Annotated in this window: 17 protein-coding genes, 2 tRNA genes and 1 pseudogene; 18 read left to right on the plus strand and 2 right to left on the minus strand. The window is 32.9% G+C overall.

Going from position 1 to position 24210, the window contains the following annotated elements; all coding sequences use genetic code 11:
• The first annotated feature begins 8 nt into the window (after nt 1-8).
• A complete protein-coding gene (rarD, locus tag A9G13_RS07685; RefSeq protein WP_065557131.1) occupies nt 9-899 on the plus strand; it encodes an EamA family transporter RarD in 891 nt (296 codons plus the stop codon).
• 226 nt (nt 900-1125) lie between these two features.
• On the plus strand, nt 1126-3984 hold the full coding sequence (locus A9G13_RS07690) for a valine--tRNA ligase (RefSeq protein WP_065556989.1): 2859 nt from the start codon (nt 1126-1128) through the stop codon (nt 3982-3984).
• 56 nt (nt 3985-4040) lie between these two features.
• Here A9G13_RS07690 and A9G13_RS07695 read toward each other — a convergent pair whose 3' ends face one another.
• Entirely contained in the window at nt 4041-4712 is a 672-nt protein-coding gene (locus A9G13_RS07695) for an OmpW family outer membrane protein (protein ID WP_065556990.1), read from the minus strand.
• A 259-nt stretch (nt 4713-4971) separates the two neighbouring features.
• On the opposite strand from A9G13_RS07695, the gene A9G13_RS07700 reads away from it, so the two are divergent.
• From A9G13_RS07700 to A9G13_RS11350, 13 genes and pseudogenes are all read left to right on the plus strand, one after another.
• Nucleotides 4972-5047 (plus strand) — tRNA-Lys (locus tag A9G13_RS07700).
• Nucleotides 5048-5234: 187 nt separating this feature from the next.
• Nucleotides 5235-5567: a DMT family transporter gene (locus tag A9G13_RS07705; protein WP_065556991.1), complete on the plus strand. Its 333-nt coding sequence runs from the start codon at nt 5235-5237 to the stop codon at nt 5565-5567.
• 165 nt (nt 5568-5732) lie between these two features.
• Entirely contained in the window at nt 5733-6203 is a 471-nt protein-coding gene (locus A9G13_RS07710; RefSeq protein WP_065556992.1) for a YhcH/YjgK/YiaL family protein, read from the plus strand.
• A gap of 26 nt (nt 6204-6229) precedes the next feature.
• Nucleotides 6230-7165 (plus strand): sugar kinase, encoded by a 936-nt coding sequence (locus A9G13_RS07715; RefSeq protein WP_065556993.1) that lies wholly within the window; start codon nt 6230-6232, stop codon nt 7163-7165.
• A 296-nt stretch (nt 7166-7461) separates the two neighbouring features.
• Nucleotides 7462-10296, plus strand: a complete 2835-nt coding sequence (gene uvrA, locus A9G13_RS07720) for an excinuclease ABC subunit UvrA (protein ID WP_141670901.1) — start codon at nt 7462-7464, stop codon at nt 10294-10296.
• Nucleotides 10297-10461: 165 nt separating this feature from the next.
• Nucleotides 10462-11058: a glycerol-3-phosphate 1-O-acyltransferase PlsY gene (plsY, locus tag A9G13_RS07725; RefSeq protein ID WP_065556995.1), complete on the plus strand. Its 597-nt coding sequence runs from the start codon at nt 10462-10464 to the stop codon at nt 11056-11058.
• Between the two features lie 198 nt (nt 11059-11256).
• The gene (gene recR, locus A9G13_RS07730) at nt 11257-11862 is read left to right on the plus strand and encodes a recombination mediator RecR (protein ID WP_065556996.1); all 606 of its coding nucleotides are present in this window, start codon (nt 11257-11259) and stop codon (nt 11860-11862) included.
• Between the two features lie 82 nt (nt 11863-11944).
• Entirely contained in the window at nt 11945-12763 is an 819-nt protein-coding gene (locus tag A9G13_RS07735) for a pyridoxal phosphatase (RefSeq protein WP_065556997.1), read from the plus strand.
• 17 nt (nt 12764-12780) lie between these two features.
• Nucleotides 12781-13488, plus strand: coding sequence for a tRNA pseudouridine(65) synthase TruC (truC, locus tag A9G13_RS07740; RefSeq protein WP_065556998.1), 708 nt, complete (start codon nt 12781-12783; stop codon nt 13486-13488).
• Nucleotides 13489-13580: 92 nt separating this feature from the next.
• Nucleotides 13581-16643 carry a D-2-hydroxyglutarate dehydrogenase YdiJ gene (gene ydiJ, locus A9G13_RS07745; RefSeq protein WP_065556999.1) on the plus strand — a complete coding sequence of 1021 codons (3063 nt, stop codon included), beginning with the start codon at nt 13581-13583 and terminating at the stop codon, nt 16641-16643.
• 199 nt (nt 16644-16842) lie between these two features.
• Nucleotides 16843-16916, plus strand: a tRNA-Cys gene (locus A9G13_RS07750).
• A gap of 684 nt (nt 16917-17600) precedes the next feature.
• A complete protein-coding gene (locus tag A9G13_RS07755; RefSeq protein WP_065557000.1) occupies nt 17601-17888 on the plus strand; it encodes a hypothetical protein in 288 nt (95 codons plus the stop codon).
• Between the two features lie 579 nt (nt 17889-18467).
• Nucleotides 18468-18569, plus strand: a pseudogene (locus A9G13_RS11350) (Rha family transcriptional regulator); the annotation flags it as partial.
• A gap of 511 nt (nt 18570-19080) precedes the next feature.
• On the opposite strand, the gene A9G13_RS07760 reads toward A9G13_RS11350, so the two are convergent.
• Nucleotides 19081-20112 carry an acyltransferase gene (locus A9G13_RS07760; protein WP_065557001.1) on the minus strand — a complete coding sequence of 344 codons (1032 nt, stop codon included), beginning with the start codon at nt 20110-20112 and terminating at the stop codon, nt 19081-19083.
• A 275-nt stretch (nt 20113-20387) separates the two neighbouring features.
• Between A9G13_RS07760 and A9G13_RS07765 the strand changes: the two genes are divergently transcribed.
• The 3 genes from A9G13_RS07765 to trhP all read left to right on the plus strand — a co-directional run bounded on the left by A9G13_RS07765 (nt 20388) and on the right by trhP (nt 24190).
• Nucleotides 20388-21311 (plus strand): LysR family transcriptional regulator, encoded by a 924-nt coding sequence (locus tag A9G13_RS07765; protein ID WP_065557002.1) that lies wholly within the window; start codon nt 20388-20390, stop codon nt 21309-21311.
• 329 nt (nt 21312-21640) lie between these two features.
• Nucleotides 21641-22369: a Vgb family protein gene (locus A9G13_RS07770; RefSeq protein ID WP_141670889.1), complete on the plus strand. Its 729-nt coding sequence runs from the start codon at nt 21641-21643 to the stop codon at nt 22367-22369.
• 477 nt (nt 22370-22846) lie between these two features.
• Nucleotides 22847-24190, plus strand: a complete 1344-nt coding sequence (gene trhP, locus A9G13_RS07780) for a prephenate-dependent tRNA uridine(34) hydroxylase TrhP (protein ID WP_065557005.1) — start codon at nt 22847-22849, stop codon at nt 24188-24190.
• Nucleotides 24191-24210 lie beyond the last annotated feature (20 nt).

Genomic DNA, 24210 nt, shown 5'->3' on the forward strand with positions numbered 1-24210 from the left:
ACACTAATATGTCGAAAAGTTATGCTTTTATCTTAGCAATTATTGCTTACCTTATCTGGGGATTAAGTCCAATCTATTTCAAAATGATTGAATCAGTTCCAGCCACTGAAATTATTATTCACCGAATTATTTGGTCAGCGGTCTGTTGTACTTTTTTGATATTTTTTATTAAACAAAAGCAATGGTGGCAGCCATTGTTAACCCATCCCCGATATATAGTAATTCTCTTTGGCACTGGTTTTATGTTATCGATGAACTGGCTTACTTATGTGTGGGCTATAAATAACAACTATATGCTTGAAGCAAGTCTTGGTTACTACATCAATCCGTTACTATCTGTACTATTAGGTACCTTAGTATTAAAAGAAAAAATGCGTAAATTACAATGGATAGCCATTTTTTTAGCTGTAATAGGAGTGATGATTCAAATTATTCTAATGGGACAATTACCATGGATTTCGGTTTTTTTAGCACTAACTTTTGCGTTATATGGACTAATTCGTAAAATTGTACCAATTAATGTTTTATCTGGAATGATGGTTGAAACTTGGACACTGGTACCTGTCACTATAGGTTGGTTGCTATTTCATAGTAATGCAGTGTCATTATCGCCAAGTTTTTGGCATAGCCACATGATTCTGTTGTGTATGTTAGCAGGACCAATAACTCTTATTCCTTTGATTTTATTTAATGTAGCAGCTAAACATCTGCCATATTCTTCAATTGGTTTCTTACAATATATATCCCCAACGTTAGTATTTTTATTAGCAATATTTTATTTTCATGAAAATTTTCAAATTGAAAAACTGTTAACTTTTGCTTTTATTTGGTTAGCATTAATATTATTTAGTTTAGATACCTATTTGATTCGTCGTGGTGGTAAATTTGTTGCTCGATAATATGAATTATTTTTTGCTTTAGCATTAGTAATATTAACTATTAATTTTTGTATTGATGAAAAATGACGCTAACAGTAACTTTGCCAAAAATATAATTTGTACTTCAGCTTGTTTTGTAAGTGCCGATTAAATCCACTCGTTTATGGTTCTGCTAATTTATTGTTGTGTGAATTTACTGTAGAATAGTTTCATTTTTATCTCTTGAATCAGGATTTATGCTTAAATTATGAAAAACACAACTTATAATCCACAAGAAATTGAACAACCTATTTATCAACATTGGGAAGCAAGTGGCTATTTCAAACCTAACGGCAATAAATTAGCGCCAAGTTTTTGCATAGCTATTCCTCCGCCTAATGTTACTGGTAGTTTACATATGGGGCATGCCTTCCAACAAACTATTATGGATGCATTGATTCGTTATCATCGTATGCAAGGTGATAATACCTTATGGCAATCAGGAACCGATCATGCTGGTATTGCAACCCAAATGGTAGTTGAGCGCAAAATTTCTGCTGAAGAGAATAAAACTCGCCATGATTATGGACGTGAAGCATTTATAGAAAAGATCTGGCAGTGGAAAGCTGAATCTGGTGGCAGTATTACTAAACAAATGCGGCGTTTGGGTGATTCTGTTGATTGGGATCGTGAACGCTTTACCATGGATGAAGGTTTGTCCAATGCGGTTAAAGAAGTCTTTGTTAGATTATATCAAGAAGATTTAATTTATCGTGGTAAACGATTAGTAAATTGGGATCCAAAATTACGTACCGCTATTTCTGATCTTGAAGTTGAAAATCGTGAAGTAAAAGGTTCAATGTGGCATTTACGTTATCCATTAGCGGATGGTGCTAAAACATCGGAAGGTAAAGAGTATTTAGTTGTTGCTACTACACGTCCCGAAACGTTATTTGGGGATACCGGTGTTGCGGTAAACCCTGAAGATCCACGTTATAAAGATCTAATTGGTAAATATGTAATCTTGCCTTTTGTTAATCGTCGTATTCCTATCATTGGTGATGAACATGCCGATATGACTAAAGGCACTGGTTGTGTAAAAATCACGCCTGCTCATGATTTTAATGACTATGAAGTCGGGCGACGTCATCAATTACCAATGATTAATATTTTTACTTTCGATGGGGATATTCGTCAACAAGCCGAGGTTTTTGATACTAATGGCGAGCCAAGTGATGTTTATTCGTCCGAACTTCCGACTCAGTTCCAAAAATTGGAACGCTTTGCTGCTCGTAAAGCTGTGGTTGCAGAATGTGAATCAATGGGGATTTTGGAAAAAATTGAACCTCATAACTTAACTATTCCTTACGGAGATCGTGGCGGCGTAGTCATTGAACCAATGCTCACCGATCAATGGTATGTAAAAGCCAAAGTATTAGCTGAACCAGCAATTAATGCAGTGAAAAATGGTGATATTCAATTTGTACCAAAACAGTATGAAAATATGTACTTTTCTTGGATGAATGATATTCAAGATTGGTGTATTTCCCGCCAATTGTGGTGGGGGCATCAAATACCTGCTTGGTATGATCCGCAAGGCAATGTTTATGTAGGGCATGATGAAGCAGAAGTTCGTCGTGAAAATAATCTTGCAAGTAACATTGAATTAACTCAAGACGAAGACGTGTTAGATACTTGGTTTTCATCTGCTCTTTGGACGTTTTCAACACTAGGTTGGCCTGAAAATACTGATGATTTAGCTACTTTTCATCCAACTAATGTTTTAGTGACTGGGTTTGATATTATCTTCTTCTGGGTAGCCAGAATGATTATGATGACCATGCACTTTATTAAAGATGAGCATGGCAAACCACAAGTTCCATTTAAAACTGTTTATGTGACTGGTCTAATTCGTGATGAAGAAGGACAAAAAATGTCAAAAGCTAAAGGAAATGTGATTGATCCTTTAGATATGATTGATGGTATCTCATTAGCAGATCTTATAAAAAAACGTACTCGCAATATGATGCAACCACAACTTGCTGATAAAATTGCTAAGCGGACTGAAAAGCAATTTCCTAACGGTATTGATGCGCATGGTACCGATGCATTGCGTTTTACTTTAGCCGCTCTAGCCACTACTGGGCGAGATATTAATTGGGATATTAAACGTTTAGAGGGTTACCGTAATTTCTGTAATAAACTATGGAATGCTAGTCGTTATGTATTGATGAATACTGAACAAAATGACTGCGGATTTAATGGCGGTGAGTTTGAGTATTCACTAGCTGATAAGTGGATTTTAGCTGAATTTAACCAAACTGTTAAAGTTTATCGAGAGGCCTTTGACACTTATCGTTTCGATTTAGCTGCCAATATTTTATATGAATTTACTTGGAATCAATTTTGTGACTGGTATCTAGAATTTACCAAATCAGTACTTAATAATGGTTCTGCCAATCAACAACGAGCGGCTCGTCATACTTTAATAACTGTTTTAGAAGCTTTATTACGGCTGTCTCATCCAATTATTCCATTTATTACCGAAGCCATTTGGCAAAATGTTAAAGGGTTAATGAATATCACTGCAGATACCATTATGTTACAGCCAATGCCTAAATATGATCACCAATATAGTAATGATGAAGCCGTGGCAGATGCTAATTGGATTAAAGATGCAGTAGTAGCGGTGCGTAATATTCGTGCTGAAATGAATATTGCTCCAAGTAAGCCATTGCAATTATTAATTCGGGAAGCATCGCCAACTGTTCATCGCATTGTGAGTAATAATATTAAGTTTATTGAAGCATTAGCTAAACTATCGGAAATTGTTTTATTAGATGAAGGTGAAACCGGACCATTATCGGTAACTAAATTAGTTGATGGCGCTGAGTTACTCATGCCAATGGCTGGTTTGATTAATAAACAGGATGAACTTGTGCGTTTAGCAAAAGAGATTGAACGTATTGACGGTGAAATTGCTCGCATTGATAATAAGCTTTCTAATGCAAGTTTTGTTGATAAAGCGCCAGCAGCAGTCGTTGCTAAAGAAAAAGAAAAGCAACAAAGTTATATTGATGATAAAGCAAAATTACAACAGCAATATTTAGCGATTAAGAATCTATAACTTGCAGCTAAAAGTCTTTCGTTTTTGAAACGAAAGACTTTTAGCAATATTAAAAATTAGAATTTGTAACCTACACTAAGCATGGCAACCCATGGGTCAAGTTCATATTTAGCTGTTACTTTAGTATTTCCTAGATGAGTTTTTGCTTTAGTTTCAATATCGATATAGCGTAACTGGGCGTTGATTAACCAGTTATCATTGAATGTATAATCAGTACCGATTTGCGCTGCCCATCCCCATGAACTGTCAAGATCTAAACCGTGGAATCCAGCTCTTTTGGCTTCACCACTTAATTTTTCGTCAAAAAAGAAGGTATAGTTAATACCAAGTCCAACATATGGTTGTATTTCATAATTGGAATCAAGAGGGTACCAAACAGCACTCAATGTTGGTGGTAAATGTTTAATTTTACCTAAATGTGCTCCAGCTAATCCAGTTGAATTACCTCCACCAAGTTTTACTTGATGGCTAAAAGGAGTGGCAGCTAATAATTCAACACCAATATTATCAGTTACCATATATTGAAAATTTAAACCAAGCTGGGTATCGTTATCTGCTTTAGCTTTAAGATCACTTTTAGCTCCACCAACTTTTACATGATCACTTTTATCTTTAGGGTGTACATAAACCGGTCCACCACGAACTATTATTTCATTGGCATTATGTGCATAAGCCATTGAACTAGCTAATCCCATTGAGACTAACATAGCTACTGATGATATTTTCATTTTTTGCCTCCTAATTTTAGTTATTATTTACAATTATTACTCATTTTATTTCGATAGAAAAATAGTTACTAAAACTAATAATATGTCACAAATATACAATTTAAAACAAAATCACCAAAAAGGTAACCACAATATTTTTAAAATAATATAATATTAAATTTGATAAATCTGAGATTTATATCAAATTATAAATAAATATATTTAAATTGACAATTTGCATTACAATTTAATTTTATATAGAATGACGAAAAAATTCGGTGGGTTGTTAGCTCAGTCGGTAGAGCAGTTGACTCTTAATCAATTTGTCGCGGGTTCGATCCCCTCACAACCCACCACTTAATATTTTTATTTTCACTACTATTTCTGAGTTAGTTACTTGCCAACTCAGTTATCAGCTGTAATGACTAGTTAAAATAATTCTTATTTACTAATATTGCATTAAATAAATCTTTATAGATTTCTTTAGGGTTGCATTCGCTTTAGTGGAAGTTAAATACTATTTTTAACAACTGTGGATAAAAGATGAATTCGTATTTACTGCTTTTTTTTGCTATTATTTGTGAGGTTATTGCAACTTCTTCGCTAAAACTATCCAATGGTTTTACTAATCTTATATTTTCTATTATTACTATTTTGGGTTATAGCGCATCATTTTATATCCTTTCATTAGCTTTAAAAACAATACCTGTAGGTATTGCTTATGCAATTTGGTCAGGAATTGGTATTGTATTAATTAGTCTAATTGCTTGGTTGTTTTTCAAACAAACATTAGATTTAGCGGCTTTGATTGGCATGGGCTTCATTATGTTTGGTGTGGTTATTATTAATTTATTTTCTAAAGTATCCGGACATTAATAGTTATTTATTAATAACTAAAAACATCTTTATAATTGATCTACAAATAATCGTAACTTAAGTATATACTTATTATAATTTTTAATTGATTTTTGCTTAGTGTTTATGAGCAAATAACATTATGATCGATAAGTTTATCATTTAGGATATAAAGGATATTAGAGTATGATTATAGGTAATATTAATTATTTGGATTTAGTCCCATATTTACCAGCCAAAATAAAACAATCTATTGAATATGTAAAAAATAATGTTAATGATAATACCCCAGTTGGTCGGTATGAAATTGATGGTAATAAAATATTTTTTATGGTGTCAGACAGTACTTCTCGTCATATTCATGAAGCAAATCCTGAATATCATAACAAATATATTGATGTGCAAATTATTTTAGCAGGTGAGGAAGGAATGGCGATTAGTACTTTACCCCCACATACAAAGATGTTAGATGATAAACTAGCTGACAATGATATTGCTTTTATTGAAACACCTAGTGAAGAGACTATGTTCGTATTGCATGCAAACGATTTTATTGTATTTTTACCACATGAAGTTCATAAACCACTTTGTGCTATTGGTAATAAGATTACAACTATACGTAAAGTTGTGATTAAAATCGCATTGGATTATTTATAATTAAAACAAGGATAATAGGTAATAATATGACGACAAAAATAGCTATAATTGGCGAGTGTATGATTGAATTGTCAATTAAACCCGATTCAACTACTCGTAGTTTTGGTGGTGATACTCTTAATACTTCAGTGTATTTATCGCGTTTATTGCATAATAAAGATTTTTCAATTCATTATGTAACCGGTTTGGGAACAGATCCTTTTAGTCAAGAAATGCTTGACAGTTGGCAGCAAGAAAATATTAAAACCGATTTAGTGCAAAGAATGGCAAATAAAATGCCTGGTCTTTATTCTATAGTTACTGATGAACAAGGTGAAAGATCATTTTATTATTGGCGTAATGATGCCGCCGCAAAATTTTGGTTAAAAACTGCAGAAACTGACAATATTACCAAGCAAATTGCACTGTGTGATTATATTTATTTAAGTGGTATTAGTATTGCGATTCTAGATGCTGAAAGTATTCTTAAATTACTTGATGTGTTAAAAAAAGTTAAAGCTAATGGTGGTAAAGTTGTTTTTGATAATAACTTCCGTCCACGTTTGTGGAGTAGTCTAGATTTAGCTCGTAGTGTGTATGCCGATATTCTGTCATACACAGATATTGCCTTTTTGACTTTAGATGATGAAGATCTATTGTGGGGTAAATTACCTTATGAACAAGTTATTGAGCGAACTAAAAAATTTGGTGTGACTGAAATTATTATCAAACGCGGTAGTGAAAGTTGCATTATTGAATCAGTTGCAGGACGATTTGATGTTCCTGCAAATAAAATTGCTAAGAAACAAATCGTTGATACTACAGCTGCAGGTGATTCATTCAGTGCTGGTTATTTAGGAGCAAGATTAACTGGAAAAAGTCCATCACAATCAGCAGTCCAAGGTCATTTAGTTGCAGGGACAGTTATCCAATATCGTGGAGCTATTATTCCTTTAGATGCTACACCAAAGTTACTCAATTAATTTTATTTAATAACAACAGTTAATAATGACTGTTGTTATTAAAATTAATAATATCTACAAAAAATTTTAAAACTCTTTTCAATATATTGGTTTCACAATATTACTAATTAAGGCTATTGTTAGTGTATGTTTAGCTATACAAGATGTTTCAGGTAAGTACAAGTTTTAGTATATAGATATAGCAAAACGTATTCGGATATATAATAGTGTATTTCGATAATTAATACTGGTATAATATACAGTTAATCTGTTATTTGAATTGTCTAAAAAACATACTTAAGAAGAGATTCATGTCAATTAAAGATATCGATATTCGCGGTGCGAGAACGCACAATTTAAAAAATATAAATGTAATTATTCCTCGAGATAAGCTAGTAGTAATTACCGGGCTTTCAGGTTCAGGTAAATCTTCATTGGCGTTTGATACACTTTATGCAGAAGGGCAGCGACGTTATGTAGAGTCTCTGTCACCATATGCTCGTCAATTTTTATCTCTAATGGAAAAACCAGATGTCGATCATATTGAGGGACTTTCACCAGCAATATCGATTGAACAAAAATCAACTTCGCATAATCCTCGTTCAACGGTAGGAACTATCACTGAAATATATGATTATCTGCGTTTACTTTTTGCTAGGATAGGCGAACCACGTTGCCCAAATCATAATTTACCTCTGGCTGCACAAACAGTATCACAAATGGTCGATAGCATAATGGCATTACCTAGCGAAAACCGTTATATGCTCCTTGCTCCAGTGGTAACTGAACGCAAAGGGGAATTTGTAAAGTTATTTGAACAGCTAGCTGCCAGTGGTTATATTCGCGTAAGAGTTGATGGGGATGTTTATGATCTTTCTGATCCGCCTACGCTTGAATTACAAAAAAAACATACTATTGAAGTTGTAGTTGACCGTTTTCGTATTCGCGATGATCTTAAATTACGATTGGCTGAGTCGATCGAAACTGCATTAGCCATAACCAATGGTATTATCAAAGTCGCTAATTTGGATGATCCTAATGCAGAAGAACAATTATTTTCTGCTAATTTTGCTTGTCCTATTTGTGGTTATAGTATTTCTGAACTGGAGCCACGATTATTTTCATTTAATAATCCTGCGGGTGCTTGTCCCGAATGTGATGGCTTAGGAGTACAACAGTATTTTGACCCTAAACGCATAGTGTTAATGCCTGAGGTCTCTCTAGCTGCTGGAGCGATTAAGGGTTGGGATCGTCGAAATTTTTATTATTTTCAGATGTTAAAATCTCTAGCTGATCATTATAAGTTTGATATTGATCTGCCATATGTAGAACTACCGGAAAAAATAAAAGATATTCTGTTAAATGGTTCTGGCAATACTGAAATTGAATTTGTTTACACTAATGATCGTGGTGATGTGGTAAAACGCAAGCATCCATTTGAAGGAATTGTTAATAATCTAACTCGCCGTTACAAAGAAACTGAATCACAAACTGTACGCGAAGAGTTAGCTAAATTCATTAGTAACCGGCCTTGCCCAACTTGTGGCGGTTCTAGGTTATGTACTACAGCACGCCATGTGTTTATCAATGATACTAATTTACCTACCATTAGTGATTTAAGTACTCAACAAGCTAAAACCTTTTTTGATAAATTACAACTTACTGGGCAACGAGCACAAATTGCTGAAAAAATCTTAAAAGAAATAAATGACCGATTACAATTTTTAATTAATGTTGGGCTAAATTATTTAACCTTATCCCGTTCAGCTGAAACTCTTTCTGGTGGAGAGGCACAACGTATCCGTTTGGCGAGTCAAATTGGTGCAGGACTCGTTGGTGTTATGTATGTACTAGATGAACCTTCAATTGGTTTACATCAGCGGGATAATAGTCGTTTAATTAATACATTAACCCATTTGCGTGATTTAGGTAATACCGTGATTGTGGTTGAGCATGATGAAGAAGCTATTCTGGCAGCTGATTATGTCATCGATATTGGACCTGGAGCAGGAGTACATGGCGGCGAAGTGATCGCCCAAGGAACACCAAAACAAATTATGGATTGTAAACAATCTTTAACTGGCCAATATTTGTCAGGTCAGCAACAGATTGATATTCCTAAGAACAGAAATAAAGTCGATAAAAAGCGAATGTTGTCGCTAATAGGTGCAACCGGAAATAATCTTAAAGATGTTACATTAAATATTCCAGTAGGATTATTTACATGTATTACAGGTGTATCTGGTTCGGGTAAATCAACATTAATTAATGATACTCTTTATCCTTTAGCTCAAAATGAATTAAATGGAGCAGAAAAAACTGAAATTGCGCCATACAAGGCAATTAAGGGACTCAATTTTTTTGATAAAGTTATTGCCATTGATCAAAGCCCAATAGGACGTACACCACGATCTAATCCAGCCACTTATACTGGATTTTTTACATCTATTCGTGAATTATATGCCGGAGTACCTGAATCTAGAGCTCGTGGTTATAATCCTGGTCGCTTTAGTTTTAATGTGAAAGGGGGGCGCTGTGAAGCTTGTCAAGGTGATGGATTAATCAAAGTCGAAATGCACTTTTTACCAGATATTTATGTGCCATGTGATCAGTGTCATGGTGCTCGCTATAATCGTGAAACTCTCGAAATAAAATATAAAGGTAAATCAATTAACCAAATTCTTAATATGACGGTCGAAGAAGGCAGAGAATTTTTTGATGCTGTGCCTATGATATCACGTAAATTACAAACACTAATTGATGTAGGTCTTTCATATATAACTATCGGGCAATCAGCAACTACATTATCAGGTGGTGAAGCGCAACGGGTTAAACTTGCTAAAGAATTATCTAAACGTGATACTGGTAGTACCTTATACATTTTAGATGAACCCACAACAGGTTTACATTTTGCCGATGTTAAACAACTGCTTATACAATTACATTCACTACGTGATAAAGGCAATACAATTGTAGTAATTGAACACAATCTGGATGTAATAAAAACCGCCGATTGGATTATAGACTTGGGTCCTGAAGGTGGTGATGGTGGTGGAGAAATTATAGTTGAGGGAACTCCAGAAGAAGTGATTAAGTCGAAAATATCTTATACTGGTCAATATTTAAAACCAATATTACAAAAAAATAAATAAAATAATGCTGATTATTTAATGTATTAGTAAAATGAATAAGAGGCATTTTGATTTATTTGGATAATAATATGATTAATGACTAAGGCAAATTTTTTATGTTAAACTGCATAAGATGTTATCAATGATAGTTATTAACCTAAATTAACTATATAAAGAGGGGTTATTTTGACATTATACATTGTGATGATGATCATCATCGCCTATCTTTGTGGTTCACTTTCTGGTGCAATGATTATTAGCCGTATTATGCATCTACCCAATCCTGCTGAATATGGGTCGCATAATCCTGGGGCAACCAATATGCTACGGATTAATGGTAAATTGCCTGCGGTTATGGTATTAATTTTTGATATGTTTAAAGGTGCCATACCGGTTTATATTGCTTATCGTTTAGGGATTGCGCCTTTCTTTTTAGGTATTATTGGTATTGCTGCTTGTTTAGGCCACATTTTTCCATGCTTCTTTCATTTTAGAGGAGGTAAAGGTGTGGCCACAGCCTTAGGTATAATGATGCCAATTGGTCTTGATTTCACTGGTTGTTTTATTGTTACTTGGTTAATAGTATTGTTAGTTACTGGTTATTCATCTGTTGCTGCAATTGTTGGTTTTCTCTTAGCACCATTTTATGTTTGGTTATTTAAACCAGAACTTACTTTGCCAGTGGCCATGTTGTCATGTTTAATTATTATTCGCCATAGCAGTAATATTATGCGTTTGTGCAAAAATGAAGAACCCAAAAGTTTACCTTTGAAGAAGCGTTGAATTTTACAAAAGTTTGCTATTAACGTAATTAACTTATTTACAGCCTAATATTACTTAGTTATATAAATAAGTAATCCTTGGTTTGTTTTCGAAATAATTATAATTAAAATAAAACAATAGAATATTTCTTGTTTTATAGAGTATTGAAACAAGGTATTATTAGCGCTTAATAAAATTATAGTGGAAAAAAATCAATTCATGCAAATTAGCCCATTATTAGAATCACTTATGGAAGCTTTACGTTGTTTACCTGGAGTTGGGCCAAAATCAGCTCAACGAATGGCTTTTCAATTATTACAACGTAATCGCCAGGGAGGCATTCAATTAGCGCATGTTTTACACGAAGCAATGCTAAATATAGGTCATTGTAAAGAGTGTCGAACCTTTACTGAACAAGAAATTTGTAATATCTGTAATAATATTCGTCGTCAAGGAAGCGGGCAATTATGTGTAGTTGAAACTCCTGCAGATATTGTTGCTATTGAACAAACTGGGCAGTATAGTGGTCGTTATTTTGTGTTACTTGGTCATCTTTCTCCTTTAGATGGTATTGGTCCAAGTGAAATTGGTTTGGATCTGCTTAAACATCGGTTATCTTCTGAATCCATCAATGAAGTCATTTTAGCTACTAACCCGACAGTTGAAGGCGATGCAACAGCTAATTTTATAGCCCAAATGTGCGCTGAATATAATGTTATAGCAACACGTATAGCGCATGGGGTACCTGTTGGTGGTGAGCTAGAAATGGTTGATGGCACAACCTTGTCACATTCATTTGTAGGGCGTCAGAAAATTGAATTTTAACATTGTTTATTTTTTTAGAAATTTAGTGTATTCAATATGTAGTTGTTGTAAAAGTTAATAGATATGAAGCATGAGGGATTATATGAAATATAAAGCTGTAGCTTTTGATATGGATGGAACATTACTTGCTAGTGATCGTCTTGTTTTACCGGAAACAATCGATGTGCTTGAAAAAATTAGTGCCAAGGGTGTAAAAGTTATTTTAGTATCCGGTCGTCATCACTCTGTGATTTATCCGTATTATTATCAGTTAAAACTGGCAACACCAGCGATTTGTTGTAATGGTTCTTATCTTTATGATTTTGAAAAAAATACCACCCTTGCCGCCAAACCAATGACAAAAGAACAAGCAAAATTGCTTTTAAAACTGGTTAATTCTTATGGTGTGCATACTTTGGTATATACTGATAAGTTTATGACCTATGCAGTGCTTGACGATCATCTGCAAGGATTTTTCAAGTGGGTTAACTCGTTACCAAAATTTTTGCAACCAGAAATCAAAAAAATTGATAACTTCGAAACGGTCATTGATGAAGCAAATGCAATTTTTAAATTTGCCACTAGTAGTCATGATCTACCGGCATTACGTAAATTTTCTGCAGCTGTCGATGCCGAAAATATGTTTTCATGTGAATGGTCATGGTCTAATCGTGCAGATGTTGCAGTGAAAGGTAATACCAAAGGAAGTGGATTAAAACATTGGGCCGAACATGAACAAATCGATTTAAGTGAAATTGTTGCTTTTGGTGATAGTTATAACGATATTAGCATGTTAACAATTGCCGGACTAGGAATAGCAATGGGCAATGCGGATGCTGATGTGAAAGCGCAAGCTAATTATGTCATTGGCGATAATAATAGTAACAGTATTGCTACTGAACTTAAAAAACTCTTTTTATAATTAATTCAACTAGAATTGTGTTTGAAATTCTTTACCAAGATAATAATTTAATTGCGATCAACAAACCTTCAGGTTGGTTAGTCCACCGTAGTTGGTTAGATAAAAATGAAAGCATAGTTGTTATGCAAACTTTGCGAGACCAAATTGGGCAACATGTGTTCCCTGTGCATCGCCTCGACCGTCCTACCTCAGGGGTTTTATTATTTGCTCTTTCTAGCGAGGTAGCACGATCGCTTTCTGTCCAATTTGCTTCTAAACAGATTGAAAAAACTTATCTTGCAATAGTACGCGGTTATGTCAATGACGAAGCAATAATTGATTATCCTTTAATCGAAGAGTTAGATAAAATCGCCGATAAGTTTGCCAATAAAAATAAATCTGCTCAAGAAGCGGTATCATTTTGTCGGGGATTAGGTAAAATAGAAGTTCCTCTTAAAGTCGGTAAATTTGCAACAGCTAGGTATAGTCTAGTCGAATTAAAACCTCAAACTGGGCGTAAACATCAATTACGTCGACATATGAAACATATTTTCCATCCTATTATTGGTGATAGTAAATATGGTGATCTACACCAGAATCGAGCTTTTACTCAATATTTCGATATTAAGCGACTGATGTTGTATGCAAGTTCTCTTAAAGTTACTCATCCCATTACCCATAAACCAATAATTATTAATGCTAAGTTAGAACCAAGTTGGCAAGATATTTTATTAAATTTTAAATAGCAATTTAATACTATTTACAACCTAACTTGTTTTGACGATATTAATGGCTTAGATTAAACTATTCGAAAAAATTCTATTTCCAAAATTTCATTATGATCCCTAGACTTTCAATATCACCTCAAATCAGTGAGGTTACATTAAGTTACTTAAAAATACTGAAAAAGTCAGGTTTTACTGGTGATATAGACTGTGATTATGCTTCTCGGTTAACAATGGCTACCGACAATAGTATTTATCAGCTTTTACCTCAAGCTATCTTATTTCCTCGTTCGACTGATGATGTCAGAATAATCACTATACTGGCTCAGAAACATGAATTCCAAACGATAAAATTCACGCCAAGGGGTGGGGGCACAGGTACCAATGGACAATCACTTAATGATGGCATTATTGTAGATATGTCCCGCCACATGAATAGAATATTAGAAGTCAATTTGACTGAAGGTTGGGTAAAAGTTGAAGCTGGAGTGATTAAAGATCAGCTCAATCAATACTTAAAACCACATGAATACTTTTTTGCACCAGAATTATCAACTAGTAATCGTGCAACTATTGGGGGAATGATTAATACTGATGCTTCAGGCCAAGGTTCAATGGTATATGGTAAAACTTCCAATCATGTTTTAGGAGTAAAGGTTGTTTTAGTAAATGGAGATATTTTAGAAACCGGGAAAAAAACAGAGCAAGAAATACAACAATTAATTACTTCTTCACCAATTTACCGTACTGTCTACGATTATTGTAAAGACCATCGGCAGTTAATATTAGATAAATTTCCAAAGCTAAATCGCTTTTTAACTGGTTATGATCTTAAACATGTTTTTAATGATAATTTAACTGAGTTTGATTTAACTCGGATTATTACCGGAAGTGAAGGATCATTGGCTTTAGTAACTGAAGCTAAATTAAATATTATTCCATTACCTAAATATCGTTTACTTATTAATATTAAATATGATTCTTTTCAATCAGCCTTAAACAATGCACCATTTTTAGTGCAAGCAGAAGCTTTGTCTGTAGAAACTGTTGATTCAAAAGTGTTAGGATTGGCTAAAGAAGATATTATTTGGCAGTCAATTAAAAATTTGATTACCGACGTTGCTGGTCATGATATGCAAGGTATCAATATAGTTGAGTTTGCTGGTGATGACTATGAACTAACAAAAAGTAAAATGGATAAGCTTTGTCATCAACTCGATAATCTTATGGTGAATCATACGATTGGTATAATCGGTTATCAAACCTGTGTTGAACTTGCAGAAATAGAAAAAATCTATGCCATGCGTAAAAAAGCGGTTGGTTTATTAGGTAATGCTAAAGGTGTTCGTAAACCAATTCCTTTTGTCGAAGACACCTGTGTACCACCACAACATTTAGCCGCTTATATTTCTGAATTTCGGGCTTTACTGGATAGTCATCATTTGACTTATGGTATGTTTGGACATGTCGACTCCGGCGTGCTTCATGTTCGTCCGGCTTTAGATATGTGTGATCCGGAACAAGAAAAATTGATGAAACAGATTTCTGATCAAGTGGTTGCATTAACCGCCAAATATGGTGGGTTATTGTGGGGAGAACATGGAAAAGGTTTTCGTAGTGAATATAGTCCTGCTTTTTTTGGTGAAGAATTGTATCGAGGACTTAGAATAATTAAAACAGTATTTGACCCAGAAAATCGATTAAATCCAGGAAAAATTTGTTCTTCATTAAATGTTGAAGAACCAATGTTATCCGTTGATTCAACGACTCGTGGTTTTTATGATCGACAAATTCCAGTTAGTGTAAAAACGGTTTTTCATGGTGCAAGTGAATGTAATGGTAATGGTTTGTGTTTTAATTTCGATGTAAATAGCCCTATGTGTCCTTCGATGAAATTATCCGGCAATCGTGTTTATTCTCCAAAAGGGCGAGCAGCATTAGTACGAGAATGGCTTCGTTTAATGATCCAATCAGGAATAGCTACGACAGAACTTAATACTATTTATCCTAAAAAGGATAGCATTCTAGTTGGTTTTGTAAAAAAGATTAAAAACTCTTGGCGAGCTAAGCATGGTGAATATGATTTTTCACATGAAGTAAAACAATCGATGGATTATTGTTTATCCTGTAAAGCATGTGCAACACAATGCCCAATTAAAATTGATGTACCTGATTTTAAAGCACGATTCTTACAACTTTATCACACTCGTTATTTGCGACCAATTCGTGATTATTTGGTAGGAAATATTGAATCTTATCTACCACTAATGGCTAAAGTTCCAAGGTTTTTTAATTTTTTTATGAAAATGTCTATAACAGAATATCTGACTAATAAAATTGTTGGTATGACTAACTTGCCATTACTATCAACACCGACACTTAAAAAGCAATTAGTAGGGCACAGTACAGCTAATATAAATCTTAAACAACTACAACAATTATCAAGTGTAGAAAAGGCAAATTATATATTAGTAGTACAAGATCCGTTTACTAGTTACTACGATGCCAAAGTAGTATTCGATTTTATCTGTTTGGTGGAAAAATTAGGTTTCAAACCTGTATTATTACCATTTGTTCCTAATGGTAAGGCGCAACATATAAAAGGATTTTTAAAACAGTTTGCTAAAACTGCACAATCGTCTTCTGATGTTTTAGCACAAATAGCGCAATTAGGTATTCCGATGGTAGGAGTTGATCCAGCTTTAGTCTTGTGTTATCGAGATGAATATAAACTTATATTACAGGAAAAGTTAGGTAATTTTCAGGTGTTACTTTCTCATGAATGGTTGACTAATGTTGCTGATAAGGTCACTAGTACTTCTCAAATACAGCAAACAAGTGTTGAAAAATGGTATTTACTAGGGCATTGCAGTGAAACCACGCAATTACCTGCAAGTAATCAACAATGGCAACAAATTTTTAAACAGTTTGGTGCGGAATTACAATCTATCAGTGTTGGTTGTTGTGGTATGGCAGGAACCTACGGGCATGAAGTTAAAAATCTCCATGCATCAAAAAAACTTTACCAACTCTCGTGGCAAAAAGCGTTAGCTAAATATCCAAATGAGCGTTGTTTGACTACGGGGTATTCCTGTCGTAGCCAAGTAAAACGATTTGACAAACTAATACTAAAACATCCTATTCAAGCTTTATTAGAATTAATATCTGTTAGTTAATTTTTGCAGTTTTATATAGAATTTGTAATTAACCTTAATCAGGTTTATTTAAAAGATAGTTAATAATTTCTTTTTAATATGGATCGATTCAAAATTATTTATATAAAAACTAAATGATTGCTGTATTTATAGTCTATTTAACCTTGACGTCTAAACAAGCCAATGCTACTATTTGCCACCTATTCAGAAAGACCACTATGGCGCGTTGGCAGAGTGGCCATGCTGCGGATTGCAAATCCGCCTACCTCGGTTCGACTCCGGGACGCGCCTCCATTAAAATATCAAATAAACCAATAGATTAAATAAATAATTATTTAAAGAATACTTCACTTGGAATTTATTTAGAATATACAGTTAGGATAAATTTCCTTTTTTAGGTGGATTAAAAGTTGATGTGGCTTTAACTAGATATTATGAGATAAACTCAGCTACTTGCAAGTGAAATAATACAAAATTTTTTTTGTACCTAAAAGAGATAATGATTATTTGTTATATATTGGTATTAAACCTTTGCAAGAAAAAAAGTACTATTGCTTATTGAGACAAGAACAATAGTATAAGAAGGCAAAAGAATATAAAGGCACGCCTTTTATGCTTTATCCAGAAAAATAGTAAATTTAATATTATATTTCAAACCGCTCTCGAAGCGGATTTTTTATGGCTAAATTTAAGTAACAGTGCCCATAACCTTTGTAATTCTTATCAGGATATTACGTTTAGGTCTTTCATATTAACATTTCCCTCATAACCTCAACACAATCTAAATAAATCTGGGGTGATATACATTTGGGGGATTCTCAAGAATTGGTTGCAATTCAAGACACACTTAGGTGTGATGCTCAATACTAGTTCACTTATGCTTTGGTTGACATTGATGAATAGTTGAATGCTATTTTATAAATAATACAATTATGTTATTTTTAATTGAGATTACATAACTGATTAAGGAAATAAAAAATGAATAACTTAATTTCAATGATGAAAAATATGGCTAATAATAGCCAATATACCATAGATATTGTGGTTTTTTTTAATGCTAATAATATAAGAATTACAATGAAAGATGTAATAATAGATCGTTTTAAAGATAATGACTATAATATTATAGTACATAAAAATGGATATAACCCTTGCAGCGCAAACGTCATGGACTCTATCTATGGTGGAGATTTAAGAAACCAAATTGAAAAAAGATTAGTAAGCCCTGATGTAACAGATTTTAATGTATCAGTAATTTCTGGCTAAATCTTATTGTCATGATATTGAAACGCTTAATGTACATTTATTGTAATTTTATTCATCTACAACAAACCCTAACTGTTAGGTAAGGGTTTTATTGTCTTTTTTGAGAAGAAATAAACACTTTACAAGCTCACCTATTTCCACCTTTGCTTGTGCATTAGTTGTAATAGCAGCTAGTTATTTCAACTAGGATTTTGAGTTTGCTTGTGGTATTGCTGGTTTAGCTAGCTGGTCAGGTGCAACATTAATTGAAGCATTAGAAGAACGATTGACAAATAAAGTTAAAGGAGATGAACCATGAAAGTAACCGTGTATTTTATATTAGAAGAATTTACACGCTCAACAACATCGGGCATATTAAAGATTAATAACTCAGTACCAATAAATTAATGCCGAATGTGCAATTAACAGCTATTAAACTTGAGTTCATAAGGGGCTAGCATTGGGTAAACCGATTAATATCACATCCGGCTATCGTTGCGCATGCATTAAACGCTCGTGTAGGCGGGGTATCAACATTAATTCAGAAAAACAGGAAAAGTAATTAAACGTAACATAATGACTTAATGCTTGAGTGAATGAAAGAAAAAAGATGTAAATAGTATGTCAGGTAGATTATTAAGACGATGTGGCAAAGAGAAAAAGCCAGAGTTAACAAATAGAATAGAAAAACTTGAACTATAATCACAATTCGAATTACTAATATGGTCAAGCCCGAAATTGGAATCCTCATTTCTTAACTATGGATTTGGTGGTCTAGTAAATACCGATGTGGTTGGTTATCAGGTTCCTGTTTTAACTTGGAAAACGTGAGATTGATGGCAGGGTAATTAATACCAGTATTTATTCAGAAGATCAACTATAAGTGAATTATGCAATTAATTGAAGGTCAAAAAGGCGGAAAAAAGCAGCATAATCCCTATTAATAACCTGATAATTTTCATCTAACGTCAAACTTAAAGTATTACTAACATTAAGTGAAGGTGAGGTTCAAGGCGATTTAACTTCACAAAATTTTGAGGTGTTAAATGGGAGTTTCGTAACGGGTCTTAAACTCAAGATTATATCTAAGGTATTCCGGAAATTAGTAATGAAATAAAAGCTAATTATGTTGTGAAGGCAGAAAAACCTAGGGTACGTTTATTTTCTAAAATAGTTGAGAATAAGTTCATCATATATAGTAAAAGTATTATCATTAAAAAATGAAATTAAAGAATTTCATTTTTTTAAGAACGTAGATTGAAAAAAAACTTGAATTTATTGAAAAAATTAAATAAATAAATAAAAGTAAATAATTTTGGACTTCCAATAAGTTAAATTTAGTTAATATGCCTATTATTATATAAATCCAACACACATGAATTAGATATATACCAAAAACACAATTACTCAATACCATTATAAATGGTCTTTTTTTATCCAAGAAATTGATATTTTTAAGAAAAAGGAAAAATAAACAACTAGAGATAGCTATATACAATGATGTTGAATACCAATGATTTTCCTCAATAAAGTTGTTTTGAGATTTATCTAAATAAATCTCAACTATGATTGTTATGCTTATTAATAAAAAGAGTAGAAATTGGTTTCCATAATTACGATTAAATCGATTAATTGCTATATATCCAAATAAAAAATAACTTAAATAAGGGCCAGTAAAATCGTTACCCATTAAATTCAATATAAACATGTCAGGAAGTATTGATTTAATGAAAAAATTTCCTTGATTTAATAGAAATCCTATTAGGATTAGGAATAGAATGCTTTTAGTTGAAGAATTTTTCACCAAGTTACTAACAAAAGGTGTGACAAGATACAACAATATAATTGGATACATAAACCATAAATGAATAGCAGAGCCATAATTTGTTGGGTATATACCATTATGATATTTAATGGAAGTTTTGATTATTGATGCAAACGAAAGATCTGTTGTTATAAATTCACTAATGATATTAGTTAAAATTGCAAATAGAATTAATACAATCATAAAACGTAAAGTTTTTTGAATGTAAAATTGCCGAATATTATTTGTATAATCTCTTGATAATAAAAGCCCCCCAGAAATCATAAAAAAAAGAGGAACAGCCATGCGATCAACTGAGTAAAAAAAACTTTTTACTAATAAATTATCTAGAGGAATATTTTCATGACAGTGAGTAAAAACAACTAAAAATATTGCAATAACTCTAATATGATCAAGGTAATAAATTCTATTGTCTACCATAACAATAATGTATTTTTTAATTTATATAATTTTTCTAGGGATGTTAAATATTCCCTTTTAATAAGTCAATAAAAAAATAGAAATTGAAAAATGTTATTTAAATTATAGTATTATTATTCAATCAGTTTATTAATTGTGGGATATTTTAGATAAAATATAATTATTTATATTGATTCGAATCTAATATTCATTACTATTACTTAGATCATCTATTTCATAACGAAATAGATTAAGTAAATATAAAAGTAGTAAATCAAATACGAAACTGAGAATTTATGGATATTTACAGTAAGAAGTTACCAAGTATTAAGCAATTACAATATTTTATTGCTGTTTGCGAGGAACATAGCTTTAGGGGCGCAGCTAATAAATTAAATGTTAGTCAACCGCCACTTTCAATTCAAATTAAGGAATTAGAAGAAAAACTAGAAGTGAGTCTGTTTTTAAGAAATTCCCACCAAGTTGTTTTGACTAAAGAGGGTGAAGAGTTCAAATCAAAGGTTACTCAAATATTAAGAGAACTATGCTCAGTTACTAAATCCATCAAATCAAATAACGATAATAAGATAACTTTAGGAACGACAAAAACATTAAGTTTTGACTTTATTGATTATTTTAAAGAATTTTTTACAGAGTTTGCTGATGTCATTGAGATCTATAAGCATAATTACACATCGAAAGAATTGCAATTTGAATTGCAGAAAAGGCATATTGATTTTGCTTTTGTGTCTGATTATCAGTCACGAAATGAACATGAAAATTCATTATTGATTTATCGAGAGCCAATGATGTTAGTATTACCGGAGAGTCATCCTAATAGTAAACATAATCAAATTGATCTTAATGATGTGTTAGATTTACCACTTTTTTGGTTTAAACAACATTCCAATCCAAGTTTTTATGAACAATGTGAACAAGTTTTCAAAACTCTTAACCATCCTATAACTCGTCGACCAGAACTGCCTGATAATTTATCTATGTTACTTGAAGTCTCATTAGGTAAAGCGATAATGCTGTTACCGCAATCTATGGCACAAGCAAAATTAGATGGTGTTGTGTATAAACCATTAATTAATAAGCAAAGTGAGAAACTCAAGATTGACATCTATCTTATTTGGCGTCGTGATTTACATCAAACTACATTAACTAAAGCCATAATTGATTACTTTAATGGCAAGTATCTAACTTTAGAAAAATAGTGATTATTTTAAATAAATAATATGCTTAATTATACTGAAAAAAAGCCTTAATCCCTTTGCTTATCTTCTGATATTTATTTCATATCACAAAATAGATATTTCTATAATTTGCTATTTAAGCTTAGTGTTATTGGTGAATACAGCAATAGTATTGCTGTTAACTTAAATAAAACCAAAAAATAGCCATATTACTCGTGTGTCAGTTAATTTTATTTCGATTTTGAGCAGTTAATAGGATTTATAAACTGTTGTGGAGAATAAGTATTATGAAAAAATATTGTTTATATGTAATTACATTGTTTATTTTTGCTTTATATGGGGAAGGGAGTATGGCAGAGATGAAAACGGTTAGTTCATCATTCAGCGCACCAACTGGCATTGCCTTTGATAGTTCAGGTGCCATGTATGTCACTAATTGGTCAGGAAATTCGATCACTAAAATTAAGAATAACACTCAGAAGGAAACAATTTATAGCAATATTTCATCACCAGCAGGAATTGTGATTGATAATAAGGATAATATTTATGTTTCTTCATATGGCGATGACTATATTTTAAAAATAGATACAAATGGCAAAGCCCAAAAAGTTTCAGAAGGTTACCATACACCAACTGGTATTGCATTTTCTAATGATGGTCACTTATTGATTACTAATCGTTCTACTGGTGAGATTGTTAGTCTTGATTTAAACAATGGCAATAAACAGATAATTGCCAAAGGATTATCTACTCCTGTAGGTGTGACTCAACTTCCTGATAATAGTTTAGTGGTTTCACAATATAGTGGTCGTTTAACCTTGATTAAACCAAATGGTGAGCAAATTGAAATAGGTAAAGATTTTGTTCGTCCAGGTGTTGGTATTGTTACTACATCTCCTGACACTGTTGCGGTAATAGATAATGGAGCAGATATGGTACGTAAAATAAATATCAAAACTTATAAAGTTGAAACTATTGCGGCGTCATTATCCGGTGCAGTTGCATTAGCGTTACATAATAATCAATTTTATATTGGGACATGGGGAGATGGCTCTGTACATATGCTTGATAATAATTAAATTAAGTAAATTCTAGTGTTACCATTAAATTGATGATAACTTGATTACTAATATTAGACATGGTACAAATTATCATCAATTCAAATCTCTCATCGAGACCTACAAAATTAAACTAAATATGAATTATTTTAATTATCATGCCAAAGCAAAAAAGCTAATCAAAGATGGTTTACTAGTTAGGTATGAGTTTGTGGATAATTGGAATGGTATTAAACCCGCATTGGTTTTATATTTTAAAGATACTAAACCAATGCCAATTAGAGAATATCGCTGGCAAGAATACCTACCATTAATAAGTAAATAAAATTAGCTTGAATTAGCGTATTCATTAAAGCTATACGTCTTTTGAATTACTAATTTTTATCAAATCTACAATAAATTTGCCAATATTAATGCTAAAGCGTAAAATGCCCATCCTATTTTGCTTAACCTATTACCGTTAAGGTAATACTGACTTGAAATCAGAGGCATTTTTTAATGACAACTTTGTATGCAAAACCAGAATTACTTTCTCCTGCTGGTTCTCTTAAAAATATGCGTTACGCTTTTGCTTATGGTGCCGATGCCGTATATGCAGGGCAACCGCGTTATAGTTTACGTGTGCGTAATAATGAATTTAATCATGAAAACTTAGCTATTGGTATTAATGAAGCGCATGCGCAAGGCAAAAAATTCTATGTTGTAGTAAACATCGCCCCTCATAATTCTAAATTGAAAACATTTATCCGTGATTTAGAACCGGTTGTTAATATGCAACCTGATGCATTCATTATGTCGGACCCCGGTTTGATTATGTTGGTTCGGGAACATTTTCCTGAAATGGAAATTCATTTGTCAGTACAATCTAATGCTGTCAATTGGGCAACAGTTGAATTTTGGCATAAAATTGGTTTAACTCGCGTGGTCTTATCCCGTGAATTATCATTAGATGAAATTGCTGAAATTCGTGAAAAAGTGCCACAGATGGAGTTAGAAGTCTTTATTCATGGTGCATTATGTATGGCATATTCAGGCAGGTGCCTACTATCTGGTTATATTAATAAGCGTGATTCTAATCAAGGAACATGCACTAATGCTTGCCGGTGGGAATACAAGGTTTCTGAAGGTAAGGAAGATGAAGTTGGGCAAATAGTACATAAAAGTGAACCAATCCCAGTACAACAAATAGAACCAACACTAGGTGAAGGACAACCTACTAACAAATTATTTATGTTAGAAGAGTCAGGTCGCCCGGGTGAATATATGCAAGCCTTTGAAGATGAGCATGGCACTTATATTATGAACTCTAAAGATTTAAGAGCTGTCGAGCTAGTAGGTGACTTAACTAAAATCGGAGTGCATTCATTAAAAATAGAAGGGCGTACCAAATCCTTCTATTATTGTGCTAGAACGGCGCAAGTCTATCGCCAAGCTATTGATGCCGCAAGTGAAGGTAAACCTTTTGATCCAAAACTATTAACCGAACTTGATTCATTAGCCCATCGTGGTTATACCGAAGGTTTTTTACGTCGCCATAAGCACGATGAGATGCAAAATTATGTACATAGTCATTCGGTATCAGATCGACAACAATTTGTCGGCGAATTCAGTGGTCAACGTTTAAATGGACTTGCTGAAATTATTGTCAAAAATAAGTTTTCTGTTGGTGATAGTGTGGAAATGATGACCCCGAAAGGGAATATTACTTTTATAATTGAACGAATGGAAAATAAGAAAGGTCAACCAGTGCCAGCAGGGTTAGGGGATGGGCATATTGTCTATATCCCCATTCCAGAAGATATTGACTTAAATTATGCTTTGCTCATGCGTAATTTTGATTAATTTACTGTAACTTAATTTAA

This window comes from Gilliamella sp. wkB178 (assembly GCF_001690705.1).
In the GTDB taxonomy this organism is placed as follows: Bacteria; Pseudomonadota; Gammaproteobacteria; order Enterobacterales; family Orbaceae; genus Gilliamella; species Gilliamella apicola_K.